Source organism: Bradyrhizobium sp. CCBAU 11361, from assembly GCF_028128935.1.
GTDB classification, from domain to species: Bacteria; Pseudomonadota; Alphaproteobacteria; order Rhizobiales; family Xanthobacteraceae; genus Bradyrhizobium; species Bradyrhizobium niftali.
Genome location: NZ_LBJZ01000197.1, coordinates 308,284 through 321,114, shown reverse-complemented (window position 1 = coordinate 321,114; position 12,831 = coordinate 308,284). Strand labels below are relative to the sequence as shown.

Sequence of the window (12,831 nt, the reverse complement as noted above, 5' to 3'; positions counted from 1 at the left end):
CGGGGGCGCTCAAACGTCGATCTCGGCGATGGGCTGGCCGGCCATCACGGCTTCCTCATTCTCGGCAAGGAAACGCAGGATCTTGCCGGCCGCGCCCGCCTTGACTTCGTTGAAGGACTTCATCACCTCGATCAAGCCGATCGTGTCGTCTTCAGTGATGACGTCACCGTCGGACTTGTATTCCGGTTTGTCGGGGGCCGGCTTGCGGTAGAAAATGCCCGGTAGCGGCGAGAATATCTGCTGGGTGGTCATGAATTGCTCCTCGTGGGTTCGTGTCGACCTTGGCCGATGGCTCAGGGCGCGGTCAAATAAGGACGAACAGCCTCGCGAACGGCTTCCGCGATCGCGACGGCATTGGGTGTGTCGGAATGGATGCAGATCGAGTCGGCACCAACGACGATGTCGTTGCCTGCGACCGATCGGGTCTTGCCTTCATTCACGGCGCGGGTGCAGCGCGAGGCGGCATCGACCGGGTCCTTGGCGTCATGTTCGCGTGTGATGATGAGGCTGCCGTCGGCGTTGTAGTCGAGATCGGCGTAGTATTCGGCGACGAAAGTGTGGCCGCGGCGTTCATAGACCTTCTGATGCAGCGTGCCCTTCATGCCGAGCAGCGGCACCTTGTAGACGTCGGCGGCGTCGGCCACTGCTTCCGCGATCTCTTCGTTGCGTGTCGCCATGCCGTACAGCGCGCCGTGCGGTTTGATATGATTGAGCGGCACGCCTTCGGCGTCCAGGAACGCCTTGAGCGCACCGATTTGATAGAGCAGGCAGTTCGCCAGTTCGTCGCGGTCGATCTTCATCTCGCGACGGCCAAAGCCCTGCAAATCGGGCAGCGAGGGATGTGCGCCGACCTTGACGCCGTGTTGCCTGGCCAACTGGACGGTCTTGCGCATGTGATTGAAATCCGAAGCATGAAAGCCGCAAGCGACGTTGGCGACGTCGATATAGGGCATTAATGCCTTATCATCGCCCATCTTGTAGAGGCCGTAAGCCTCGCCCATGTCGCAGTTAATGACGACCATGTCTCATTGTCCTCCCGTTGTCCTTCTTGCGGTCTCTTGCATGCGTTTGGAGGGCAGGGCCGTGCGCAGGGGCAACAAGGCACTCGCGCACGGCATGCCGCCTGCTTATTTGGATACGAGGTAGTCGACCGGGATCTTCTCCGAGATGGTCCACTGATCAATCACCTTCGGCTTGCCGGCCTCGGTGTCGACGATCAGGTAGCGGCCCTGGTTCTGGTGGTGGATGTCCTTGGTGAAGGTCCGCGGCCCGAACAGCGTGGCTTCGTTGTTCATCTTCTCGAGCTCGGCGACGACGCCGGCGGCTTCCGTCGTCTTTGAGCGCTCGACCGCTTTGGCCCAGACGTCGATCAGGACGTAGCCGGGATAGACGTACTGGCTGGACGGATCGCCGCCAGTCACGTCCTTGTACTTCTTGTTGAACTCGTTGACCTTCGCGTTTGGATCGTCGCCGTAGACCGAGCCCTGCACCGGGACATAGAAGTTCGAGAGATCAGGCACAGCGTTCAGCCAGTAGCTGCCATCGACGCCGGAGCCGTTGAGGATCATCGACTTGATCCCCGCAGCGCGGATCTGCTTGATGGCCGACACGGCGCCCGGCATCATCGTGCAGAGCATGATGGCGTCTGGCTCCTTCGGCAGGCTCTTGATGCGCGTGATCTGGGACGCGATCGAGGCGTCGTCGTTCTTGAAGGTATCGCTGCCGGCGAGCTTGGCGTCCTTCAGGCGCGGCAGCATCCAGTCAAAACCGTCGCAGATGCCCTTGTTGTAGACGGTCCAGCTATCGAGCAGGCGATAGAAGTTTCGGGCGCCCTTCTTGTTGTAGGCCCACTCCGCCATCGTTGCGCCCTGCACGGCGGCTAACACCGAGGCGGAGAACGAGAACGGACCGACGCCGGGAATCCCTGCCTTGATCGACTCCGCGCACAGGAAGAAGGACACCTTGCCGGCCGCCTGAGCCTGCAGGGCCGCCGGAGCACCGAAATCATAGTCGCAGGAGACGATGACGAGGTCGGCGCCCTGGTCGAGCACGGCAAGGCCCGCCTTGGCGCCTTCGGCCTGATCGGTCTTGGTGTCGGCAAACACGGCCTTGATCTTCTTGCCGAGCAGGCCGCCCGCCTTGTTGATCTCATCGATGCGGATCAACGCGGCGTCCTGGGCCGGCTTGTCATAGGCCTGCATGAAGCCGGATGCCGCGGTGGCAAATCCGACGACGATCTCGTTCGCGGCGCGGGCCGGCGTCAACAGCAGCGCAGTCGCCCCGGCCAGGATGCCAAGTAGTTTCAAGATCCGCATTGTCCACTCCTCCAATGTTCCATCGAGCTTCAGTTCATTTCCTTCAGCGCAGTCTGCACCGGCGATGCGAGCCGTCGCTGAAGCGGCCATCCGCGCCAGGAGAATTCCCGGTTACGGGTGAGTCCGGTCGGCAGGTAGATCAGGATGATGATGGTGATGATGCCGATCGCGATCTCCTGGACGCCGTTCGGCAGGCCGATCGACAGGCCGCCGACGCTGACGCCCTTTTCCAGATTGCGGAACAACTCGATCAGCACAGACATTGCGACGACGCCGGACACTGCCCCGCTGAGGCTGTACATGCCGCCGACCACCAGCATCGATAGCGAGACGAAGGTCGTGCGTAGGTAGAACGAGCCGGGATTGACGATGCTGAGGAAGTGCGCATAGAGCGCGCCAGCGAGGCCAATGATGAAGGCGCTGACGACGAATGCGATCAGCCGTTCACGCACGATGTCGACGCCGGAGGCGCTCGCCGCGATCGCTTCGTCGCGTGTGGCGCGCAGCGCAAGCCCGGAGCGGGAGATCGAATAGAGATAGGCGATCACGATCGCGACCGCGGCCCCCAGCCATCCGATCCAGACATTCATCGTGGGCGGGATGCCGACGATCGAACCCTGGCCCCCGGTGACAGAGTCCCAGTTCGAATAGACGTTGTTGACGACGCCGAGCAGGCCGAAGGTCGCGATCGAGGCGGCAATCCCCGACAGGCGCATGATGATGCGGCCGACGAACAGCGCGAACAGCGCGGCGAACACGCCGGAGATCGGGGTGGCGACCCACATCGGCAATTGCGTGTGCAATAGCCATGCCGGCAGGCCCTTGAGCGTGATCGACTTCATGACAGGCGGAATGGCGAGCCACGCCGTCATGTAGGCGCCGAGGCACATGAAGCTGATATGGCCGAACGACAGCAGGCCGGAATTGCCGACGAAGGCGTAGAGCCCGACCACCACCATGATGTTGATGAACATCTCGATCGCGGTGCGGTTGAAGGCCCGGCTGCCGAACGCATAGGTCAATGCGGCCGTCGCCAGCAGCACCACGATCAGCACGATCGGCGTCACGACCGTTTGCCTGATGACGGAGGGCGGCTTCGACATCGATCAGACTCGCTGCTTGGCGGATTTGGGCGCGAACAGGCCCTGCGGACGCGCCAGCAGGACCACGATGACGGCGCCATAGACGAAGGCGTCACGGAACACGCGGGCGTCATGCGGCAGCGTGGCCTGAAACACGACGCTGGCGGCACCGATCAGGAAGCCGGCGGCGACCGCACCGGGGACGCTGCCGAGGCCCCCGATCACGGTGGCGATGAAGGCGATCAGCATGACATTGGCGCCAATGCCAATATCGGCGGTGCCGGAATTGGTAGCGAGGATCAGGCCGATCGCGGCGGCCAGCATGCCGCTGATGGCGAAGGCGAGCAGGATGACGCCGTTGGCGCGCACGCCGAGCATGCGGGCCATGGTGAAGTTGTCGGCTGCTGCACGCATCTCCAGGCCATAGCGGGTGTGCTTGAGGAACAGCACGAGCACCGCCAGCACCGCGAGCGTGATGATGATCGTGACCACCTGGAGCATTGGGATGTGGGCGCCGAAAAATTCCACCGGCAGGCCGAGATTGGGCCAGAGCGTGATCGACTTGGGGCGGCTCGAATAGAGCATCAGCAGCAGATGGCGGATCACGAAACCGAGCGCGAAGGATGCGATCATCATCGTGGCCGGATGGGCGTTGCGGAAGCGGCGGAAGACGATCACCTCCGACGACATCGACAGCGCGGCGCCGACGAACAGCAAGAGCGGGATCAAGAGATAGAAGGGCAGGCGGCCGGCGAACACGATCGCAGCGGCATCGATCGACGGCCACAGCATCGCGAATACGCAAAAGGCGATGAAGTCGCCATGGGCGAAGTTCACCAGCCGCATGACGCCGAAAATCGCGGCGATGCCGAGCGCGCCCAGAGCATAGATGCTGCCGAGGCTCAGCGCGTCGAACAGGATTTGCAGGACGGCGGTCATGGCCTAGTGATCCCCGAAGCCGAAATAGGCCTGCTTCAGCCGTGCGTCCTTGACCATGTCGGCGGCTTCGCCCTCCAGCACGATGCGTCCGCCGCGGATCAGCACCATCCGCCCGCCCGTCATCTTTGCACGGGTCGAGCTCTGCTCGACGATCAGGAGCGTCAGCTTGCGCTGCGCACGCAACCGCATCAGGATTTCGTAGACCTGGTCGATGATTTTCGGTGCGAGCCCGAGCGAGGGCTCGTCGATCGCCATGATGCGCGGCGCGGCCATCAGCGCACGACCGATCACCAGCATCTGCTGCTGGCCGCCGGACAGCATGCCGGCCGCGGTGTGGCGGCGCTCGGCCAGCATCGGAAACTCCGCATAGACGGCGTCGAGATCGTCGCCGATCTTCTTGCGGTCGGTGCGCATGCCGGTGCCGACCTTCAGGTTTTCCTCGACGGTCAGGCCGCCAAAGACATTGCGTCCCTCAGGCACCAGCGAGAAACCGCGCCGGGCGATCTCCTCGGGAGCCGCACCCGTGATCATGCCGCCGGCGAGTGTGATGGTGCCCGATCCGGAAGGGACAACGCCGGCGATGGCGTTGAGCAGGGTCGACTTGCCGGCGCCATTGGGGCCGGTCACGAACAGGATTTCGCCTTCGGCAATTTTCAGAGTGACGCCGCGTAGCGCCGTGAGGCGCCCATAGCTGACGGTGATGTCGTCGACGGCCAGCAGGCTCATGACGCGACCGCCTCTTCGACCAGAAGCAACTCGTCCTGCTGCGTGCCCATATAGGCGTGCCGCACGGCATCGCTGTTGCGGATCTGGGCGGGCGAACCGACCTCGATGATCTCGCCGGAGTCGAGCACGAAAATGCGTTCGCAGAGTTCGAGAACCAGACCGATGTTGTGCTCGATCAGGAGCACGCCGACGCCGAGTTCGCCGGCGATCCGCCTGATGATGACCGCAAGATCGTGGCTTTCATGCTCGGACATACCGGCCGCGGGTTCGTCGAGCAGCAGATAGCGCGGTGTACACATGATGGCACGGCCGATGGCCACGCGACGTTCGTCGGTGTAGGGCAGGGCGCCCGCTATCGTGCCTGCGAGATGTGAGATGCCGAGCCAGGCCATGACGCGCTCGGCCTCCGCGATGGCGTCGCGGCGTTTCTGGCCGAGACCGACGCCCGTTACCTCAAGGTTGTCGATCACGGGAAGATCGCGAAACAGTCGACCCGATTGAAAAGTGCGCGCAACACCCATGCGTCGCAGCTTGTGTGCCGCGATGCCGTTGATCGCTTGGCCTTCGAGCTCGACGCCGCCTGTGCTCAGCGACTGGAAGCCGGTCAGCACGTTGATAAGTGTCGTCTTTCCGGCGCCGTTGGGGCCGATCAATCCAGTGATACGTCCGCGCGGTACGGCGAGGGTCACCTCGGAGAGGGCTTTCAGGCCCTCGAACTGGACACTGACATCGTGAGCGACCAGTTCCAACCCACCCGACGTCATGAACGGTTTTCTCACTCGCGATCGAATGATTGATTTTTGCGGCGCGGTGGGGGATTGTAAAATTCGAAATACTGGTCACTGATATCGGAAAAATTGATGACGCTGACTTTCCGTCAGGTCCGCCATTTCATCGCCACCGCCGAGTCCGGCAGGGTCTCGGCGGCGGCCGCTGCGCTGAATGTGACCCAATCGGCCGTCACCGCGTCGATCAAGGCGCTTGAAGCCGATCTCGGGCGCAAGCTGTTCGATCGGCATTCGAACGGCGTGACGCTCACTGTCGATGGTCAGCAATTCCTGCAGCGCGCCCGTGCGATCGAGGCGAGCGTGTCGGATGCGATGCAGGGGCCGCATCGCTGGGGAACCCAGGTCGACGGCACGGTGGACGTCGCGGTCAGCTACACGGTGGCAGGCTATTTCCTGCCGCCGCTGCTGTCGCGCTTCTGGCGTTCGTTTCCCGGCATCACGGTGCGACTGCATGAATTCCAGCGCGATGCCATCGAGCAGAGCCTGGTGAGCAGCAGCGTCGATGCCGCCATCATGCTGGTCTCCAATCTGCACGATCGGCGCAGTATCCGTTCACGCCTGCTGTTGCGCTCGCCGCGACGGCTCTGGACTTGCGCGCACCATCCGCTCCTGCACAAGGACAAGGTCACGCTAGCTGATCTTGCGAGTGAGCCATATCTAATGCTGACCGTCGACGAAGCCGAGCGCTCCGCGATGCGTTACTGGCAGAGGACGCCGCATGTGCCGAACGTCATCTTCCGGACCTTGTCCGTGGAGGCCGTCCGCAGCATGGTCGCGACCGGCATGGGTATCACGGTCCTGTCCGACATGGTCTATCGGCCATGGTCGCTGGAGGGGCATCGCATCGATGTGAAGACCCTGGATGATGACGTTCACACCATGGATGTGGGTCTCGCCTGGAAAAGCAAGGCGCGTCTTTCCCCAGCGGCTCGGGCGTTCTGCGAGTATGTCGCGCATGCCTATCCCGGAGCGGAGCCGGTGCAGTTCGATTGAAGGCTCGCTGAGCCGGTGCCGCTTGTCGGGTGGCGAGACCATTTCCGCCAACGGCGAAGGTCCTGGCCTCGGGATCGGTTCTGCCCAACTTGTCGAGTGGCTTCTCATGAGCCTCGGTCAAGAAGCGTTGCTGCCTCATGCCAGGTTCGCCCACGTGAATGATCGTTGGTCGGAGTGTAGTCGTTGCACGGCAGGTGTGCGCCCGCGGGCGCCGCTGTGCGTGCGGCGTGTGCACCGGTAAAGCTAGAAAAACCACTGAAGGCAATCTGAGCGCGTGATCCGTGGCTTGATGCAAGAGATCCGCGACAGTCTCGGCTGAGCGTCATGTGCCGCGCGCCCGCCTCATTCGAGCCGCGTCAGATAAGGCGCGATCGATCGCGGTTCGGGAAGCACCGCGACGATCTTGATCTGGGCGATGCTGCGCCGTTCGGCCGCTGCCAGATGCGCCTCCAGCATGGCCGCCGCTGCCGGCACCGCATCGAGCAGCAGTAGCTCCACGATCAGGCGATGTTCGGTGATCGCCGTGCGGTCGTCGGGCAGGCCGAGCTGGCGAAGCACGCGCTCCGCCGCCAGCACGGGCAGAAGATTATGGCGGATCTGCTCGCGCAATCGATCGTTGGGTGTGGCGAAATGCTCGCGGATGGATTGCGCGGTCAACGATATCGGAAACATGTCGACCACCGAGATCGATCGACTGATGCGGATTTTGAGCGAGCGCAAGCGCGCAGGCTATTTCTGCGGTTTCTGGAAGACGGCGCTGGAGTCGGCCGACATGATGCTGGCGGGGGAAGCGGTGATCCAGAGCATGTGGTCACCAGGCGTGAGCGCGTTGCGGCGGCGCGGCTTTCCGGTCCGTGAAACCGTCCGCCAGGATGATCGCGCGAAAGCGCTCAGGGCGCTTCTCACGACCCGCTCGCGATTGCAGGCGTCGCCTTCTGTTACTTGAACTCGCGGTGGATCACGTAGTCGCGGGCCCGGGTGTCGCCGCGAATGCCGGTGCGCTCGACATCATTGGGCGGCCCGTAATCGACGGAAAACACAATCGCCACGGTGTGCGCTCGCTTTTACATTTCCTCCTGTATCGTCATGTTCCTCACGTCGAGTTGAAGCACTTCCTCTCATTGGCTGACGTTGGACTTTGCTTGATCTGCGTTGTCCTCGCTGAGCCACTTTTTGATTTCGTTGCTTGCAGCGATTTTCATTTCGATTGAGTGCGCATGTCGTTCTGTCGTAGAATCTTGCGGCATCCAAGCGGGCCGGCTGAACTGGAACGGGCGGCTTGAGGTCGGGAGGTGCGAACGGCAAAAAGGAGGGGCAGCGAAGATTCGTGAGCGACGCATGCTCCAGCGCACGCTTGTCGGGAGCGCCGGTTGGGAGTGCCCGCGGTACAAGCGTGTGCAATTTTGGCTAGTTTGGAGTGCACACACAGGGTGCATGTTCCTCGTCTAGTCCTTTGATAGTGTAGGGTAACTTGTTGAAAGATAAAGATTATCGCATTTCCGTGGCGCCCATGATGGATTGGAACGAGACTTCAATTTGTTCAATTGGTTATGGGACGGCGTGTGCACGATGTGTGCACCGGGAGATCAAGAATAATCTCATCACAGCCAATATGAGAAGATCTGTAAGGCGGGTGGGCGAGCCGCATCGAGACAGCGGAAGTGCACAACCAAAGTGCTCGGGAGGCAAGAGGTAGGTGAGCGCTGGGGCACCCCCTTCACCGCCCATTAGCGCAGTTCCGCTGATCCAGAACGCCTCTTGCGGTACGCCGATGCTTGTAAGCATTAGCCGGCATGTAAAATGTGGAAGTGCGCTCCAAATCGCCATCTGCTTTCCACTGTCGCACATGGCAACGAGCGTGTGACTACACGGCCAGATGACCGCGCTCCAGCACACTGGCGTCTATGCTACCGGCTTCGGAACCTCGTCCTCGTCGTGCTCGTGTAGCAGGTCGAGCAGGCGCTTGCGCATCAACATGCCGGGGCGATCGGACGGCATGTGCTTTTCGATCTTGCGGCCCATGTCGACGATCGCGTCCGGGTCGGTCGATTCCAGGATGTCCCGATCTTCTGCGATAATCGCGGCATCCCAGTCGATCAGTTCCTGCGCCGAGCAGTCCGCCTCAGTGTCATTGCGGAACAGGAGCTGCACCACCTGGATCTTGCCGTCGGCGATCGGTGTTGCGCAGTTAAAGATGATATGCCGGATGCCGGAGGGATACTCCATGTCGAGCCGACGGCAGAACGGCATGAACCATTTGTTGCGCATATGTCGCTTTGTATGGGGCTCCGTTGTGCCAGAGATTTTCGCCGCGATCGGCGGGTTCTTTACGGTGACGATGGTTTCCGCCTCGAAGCCGTAGTCGGTTTCGACGATTTCGTATTTTTCCGGTCGCGGCTGGTCAATGTCGCCGAACGTGTTCTTGTGCACGAACGCGAAATGCGCGTTGTCGAACGAGTTTTCCATCAGCCGCAGTGCTGCCGTGTTCCAGGTGTCGTAGAACTGGAAGATGCGGCGGTAGGCGGGGTCGCTGTCCTCGGGAATGTCGGGAATGTCGCGCAGCGGCTCGTCCAGCGCCACCCAGACATAGCCGTAGCGAGTTTTCGTGCGGAACGCGCGCGCTCTGGCGTCGGGGATCGGTTGCTCGAATGGAAACTGCGGGATCATCACCAGCTTGCCGTCGCGGTCGTACTCCCAGCCGTGATAGCCGCAGACGATGTTGCCGTTGCGGCACCAGCCCTTGGAGAGTTTTGCGGTGCGATGGCAGCAGCGATCCTCCAGCGCCGCGGGTTCGCCCTTGGAATCAAGAAACAGCACGATTGGCTCACCGAGCAGCGTGAACGGCTGCGGCCCGCTCTCGAGTTGCTCGATGCGCATAATCGCGTACCAGAAGCGGCGTAGCACCGGTTGTTTGGTGGCCAGCATGGGGTGTCTCCCGAAAGATTTAGGCGGCAATGCGCGTCACGACGCGCGCAGCGTCCGTTCGAAGTCGTGCAAGGTCGAGGCCGGGGATGGCGCCGTCGTCAACGACGGTCCGCCCGCCAATCAGCAGATGGCGCACCCTGGCGCCACCGCAGGTCACCGGTGCGACCAGGAGATCGTGCATGCCGAAATGGCGCGGCTGGTCGAGATCGAACACCGCGATGTCCGCCTGCTGGCCCGGTGCAAGCGTGCCGACATGCGGCAGGCCGAGCACCCGCGCGCCGCCGGCCGTGGCCCAGTGCACGACGTTTTCGGCGGTGACGGCATTCGCGCCCTTCACCGCGCGATGGGTATGCCAGGCGCTGTGCATTTCGCAGACCATGTCGGCAGCCTCGTTCGACGCCGCACCGTCGACGCCCAGCGACACCGCGCCGCCAAGTGCCGCGAGGGCGTCGGCCGGCGCGACACCGGAGCCGAGCCGACAGTTCGACTGCGGGCAGTGCGCCATGCCGGTGCCGGTCTCGGCCAGGATCTTCACCTCGTCACCGTCGAGATGCACCATGTGCGCGTACCAGATATCGGGACCGAGCCAGTCGTGGTCGGCAAGCCAGTGCACGGGACGTTTGCCATGCACGGACATGCAAAAGTCGACATAGTCCGACGTTTCCGACAGGTGGCTGTGCAGCCGCAGCTTCATGCGACGCGAGGCGGCAATCACCTCGCGAAGCTGGCCCGGCTCTAGTGACCAGGTCGGCGTCGTCGGCGCCATCGCAACCTTGGTGAGACCGGCGGGAGAGGGATCATGAAAACGCTGGGCGCAAGCTTCGACCGAGGCCAGCATGCGCTCGAGCGGTTCAATTGGCGTCGGCGCTCCGTCACCGCCGCCGATATGGCTCGTCTTGGTGCCGCCGCCGCGACAAAGCACCAGGCGCAGCCCGAGGCTGCGGGCGACTTCGAAGATCACCGCCGCCGGATCGAACCGGTAGGTATCGCTGAACAGGTAGTGGTGATCAGCCACGGTTGTGGTGCCGGACAGGAGCAGCTCGGCAAGGCCGATCCGGGCCGCGACCGCCAACGCCTCCTCGTCGATCTTCGACCAGTACGCATAGGGCACCGACCGCAGCCAGCCGGAGAGCGGCTGATTGATGCCGGACTGCACCCCCTTCAACACGCTCTGGAACAGGTGGTGGTGGGTCGAGATCAATCCGGGATAGATCACGCAACCTGAGGCATCCAGCCTCCGTTCGCCGCTCTCCGGCGTGAGCGCGCCGATCGCCGTGATGACACCGTCGCGAATCCGGATCGATCCCTGGGCACGCATCGCCTCGCCGGGAAGGCCGGTGAAAATCCCCTCGGCATTCTCAATCAGCAATGCACTCATGCTTCGGTTCCAAGCTCGCTCTCGTGCCAGTTCGACAGCGCTAGCTTGGAGAGTCCCACCATCGCGCCGAACAGCACCACGCCGGTGACGGTGATCAGGAACAGTGCGGCGAACATCCTTGGAATGTCCAGCTGGAATCCGGCATCGAGAATCTCGTAGGCAAGTCCCGATGAGCGGCCGCCGGTGCCGGCGACGAACTCGGCGACCACTGCGCCGATCAGCGCGAGCCCGGAGGAAATGCGCAGGCCGCCGAAGAAGTACGGTAGAGCACCGGGTATCCGCAGCCGCACCAGGGTCTTCAATCGGCTGGCACGGTTCATGCGGAAATAGCTGGCGAGCCCGGGATCGACGCTGCGCAGGCCCAGCGTGGTGCTGGAGATGATGGGGAACAACGCCACCAGCGTCGCGCACACCGTAAGTGAGAGTTGCGTGTTCTTCACCAGGATGATGATCAGCGGCGCGATCGCCACGATCGGCGTCACCTGCAGTAGCACTGCATAGGGAAACAGGCTGACCTCGATGGCGCGGCTTTGCACGAACATGAAGGCGATCAGCGTCCCCAGCACAACGGCAGCGGCGAACGCCCGAAGGGTGATGCGTAAGGTGATCAGCAGTGCGCGCAGCAGCGATGGGCCATTCTTGATCAGACTGGCGATGATGTCGCTCGGTTTCGGAAACAGATAGACCGGGATCGAACCGAGGCGGCAGCCGATTTCCCAGACCGCGAGCAGCACCACGCCGACCGCGAGCGGCGCCGCGATTCGCACGAAAGTCTCCGATTGCAACAGCGGCTTCATGGCGTGGCTCCCGATACTGACGGCAACGACGCTTCGGCGAGCCAGGTCGACAGTTCGCGGCAATAGGCGGCAAACCGGGCGCTGTCGCGGAAATCCTGGCCGCGTGGTTGCGGTTCATCGATCGTCATGGTGCGGAAAATGCGGCCTGGGTTCGCGGCGAGCACCACGATCCGGGTCGACAGGAACACGGCTTCATAGATCGAGTGGGTGACAAACACCGTGGTCAGCTTGCGTTCCCACCACAACTTGATCAGATCGTCATCGAGCTTGTTGCGGGTGAATTCATCGAGCGCGCCGAATGGCTCGTCCATCAACAGCAGGGTCGGGTCAGTGGCGAGCGCGCGGGCGATCGACACCCGCATCTTCATGCCGCCGGAGAGCTGGCGCGGGTAATGCTGGGCAAAGGCCGAGAGGCCGACCCGGGCGATGGCGTCGCTGACCCGCGGATCGGCCTTGCCGCGTGGCACGTCGGCGAGGTCGAGCGGCAGCCGCACATTGGTATCGACCCGCGCCCAGGGCATCAGGGTCGGCTCCTGGAATACGAAGGCGAGGCCGCGGCCGTCCTGGCCGACCTGTCCGGAATCGCCACGCCACCACAAAATGCGACCGTCCGACGGCTGGATGAGATTGGCGATCAGCTTAAGCAGCGTACTTTTGCCGCAACCGGACGGGCCGATCAAAGTGAGGAATTCACCCTCGGCGATCGTGAGGTCGATCGGCGCCAGGGCGCGGGTGCCGTTGGCGAAGATCTTTTCTGCGGACAGCACCTCGACCGCCGGCCGACGATCGGCTGCGCGGCGCGCGGTGTGTGCGTCCAGGGGGTCGCTGGGCAAGGGAGCATTCATGATAGGCTTCTTCGTGGAGTAATGATCGTCGGATCGTTGCAAG

General features: G+C 62.7%; 14 protein-coding genes. 2 read left to right on the top strand and 12 right to left on the bottom strand.

What is annotated here, in order from left to right:
• Positions 1-9: 9 nt before the first annotated feature.
• From XI08_RS39670 to XI08_RS39640, 7 genes are all read right to left on the bottom strand, one after another.
• Entirely contained in the window at positions 10-252 is a 243-nt protein-coding gene (locus XI08_RS39670) for an acetyl-CoA carboxylase (protein ID WP_027544813.1), read from the bottom strand.
• A gap of 41 nt (positions 253-293) precedes the next feature.
• On the bottom strand, positions 294-1,022 hold the full coding sequence (locus XI08_RS39665; protein WP_271578595.1) for a LamB/YcsF family protein: 729 nt from the start codon (positions 1,020-1,022) through the stop codon (positions 294-296).
• A gap of 105 nt (positions 1,023-1,127) precedes the next feature.
• Complete coding sequence (locus XI08_RS39660; protein ID WP_271578594.1) at positions 1,128-2,315, bottom strand: ABC transporter substrate-binding protein; 1,188 nt, start codon at positions 2,313-2,315, stop codon at positions 1,128-1,130.
• 29 nt (positions 2,316-2,344) lie between these two features.
• Positions 2,345-3,418, bottom strand: coding sequence for a branched-chain amino acid ABC transporter permease (locus tag XI08_RS39655; RefSeq protein WP_271578593.1), 1,074 nt, complete (start codon positions 3,416-3,418; stop codon positions 2,345-2,347).
• 3 nt (positions 3,419-3,421) lie between these two features.
• The gene (locus XI08_RS39650; protein WP_271578592.1) at positions 3,422-4,336 is read right to left on the bottom strand and encodes a branched-chain amino acid ABC transporter permease; all 915 of its coding nucleotides are present in this window, start codon (positions 4,334-4,336) and stop codon (positions 3,422-3,424) included.
• 3 nt (positions 4,337-4,339) lie between these two features.
• Positions 4,340-5,062, bottom strand: coding sequence for an ABC transporter ATP-binding protein (locus XI08_RS39645; protein ID WP_027544818.1), 723 nt, complete (start codon positions 5,060-5,062; stop codon positions 4,340-4,342).
• Entirely contained in the window at positions 5,059-5,826 is a 768-nt protein-coding gene (locus XI08_RS39640) for an ABC transporter ATP-binding protein (protein ID WP_271578591.1), read from the bottom strand. The genes XI08_RS39645 and XI08_RS39640 overlap by 4 nt, the downstream gene beginning before the upstream one ends.
• Positions 5,827-5,922: 96 nt before the next feature.
• On the opposite strand from XI08_RS39640, the gene XI08_RS39635 reads away from it, so the two are divergent.
• Positions 5,923-6,843, top strand: coding sequence for a LysR substrate-binding domain-containing protein (locus XI08_RS39635; protein ID WP_025576019.1), 921 nt, complete (start codon positions 5,923-5,925; stop codon positions 6,841-6,843).
• Between the two features lie 342 nt (positions 6,844-7,185).
• Here XI08_RS39635 and XI08_RS39630 read toward each other — a convergent pair whose 3' ends face one another.
• A complete protein-coding gene (locus XI08_RS39630; protein WP_271578590.1) occupies positions 7,186-7,515 on the bottom strand; it encodes a hypothetical protein in 330 nt (109 codons plus the stop codon).
• On the opposite strand from XI08_RS39630, the gene XI08_RS39625 reads away from it, so the two are divergent.
• On the top strand, positions 7,514-7,789 hold the full coding sequence (locus XI08_RS39625; protein WP_271578589.1) for a hypothetical protein: 276 nt from the start codon (positions 7,514-7,516) through the stop codon (positions 7,787-7,789). The genes XI08_RS39630 and XI08_RS39625 overlap by 2 nt on opposite strands.
• Positions 7,790-8,745: 956 nt before the next feature.
• Here the strand turns inward: XI08_RS39625 and XI08_RS39620 are convergent.
• The 4 genes from XI08_RS39620 to XI08_RS39605 are packed head-to-tail and all read right to left on the bottom strand — an operon-like array spanning position 8,746 to position 12,788.
• On the bottom strand, positions 8,746-9,768 hold the full coding sequence (locus tag XI08_RS39620; RefSeq protein ID WP_271578588.1) for an aromatic ring-hydroxylating dioxygenase subunit alpha: 1,023 nt from the start codon (positions 9,766-9,768) through the stop codon (positions 8,746-8,748).
• 19 nt (positions 9,769-9,787) lie between these two features.
• Positions 9,788-11,146 (bottom strand): amidohydrolase family protein, encoded by a 1,359-nt coding sequence (locus XI08_RS39615; RefSeq protein WP_271578587.1) that lies wholly within the window; start codon positions 11,144-11,146, stop codon positions 9,788-9,790.
• Complete coding sequence (locus XI08_RS39610; protein WP_271578586.1) at positions 11,143-11,943, bottom strand: ABC transporter permease; 801 nt, start codon at positions 11,941-11,943, stop codon at positions 11,143-11,145. Before XI08_RS39610 ends, XI08_RS39615 begins: the two co-directional genes overlap by 4 nt.
• On the bottom strand, positions 11,940-12,788 hold the full coding sequence (locus XI08_RS39605; protein WP_271578585.1) for an ABC transporter ATP-binding protein: 849 nt from the start codon (positions 12,786-12,788) through the stop codon (positions 11,940-11,942). The genes XI08_RS39610 and XI08_RS39605 overlap by 4 nt, the downstream gene beginning before the upstream one ends.
• Positions 12,789-12,831 lie beyond the last annotated feature (43 nt).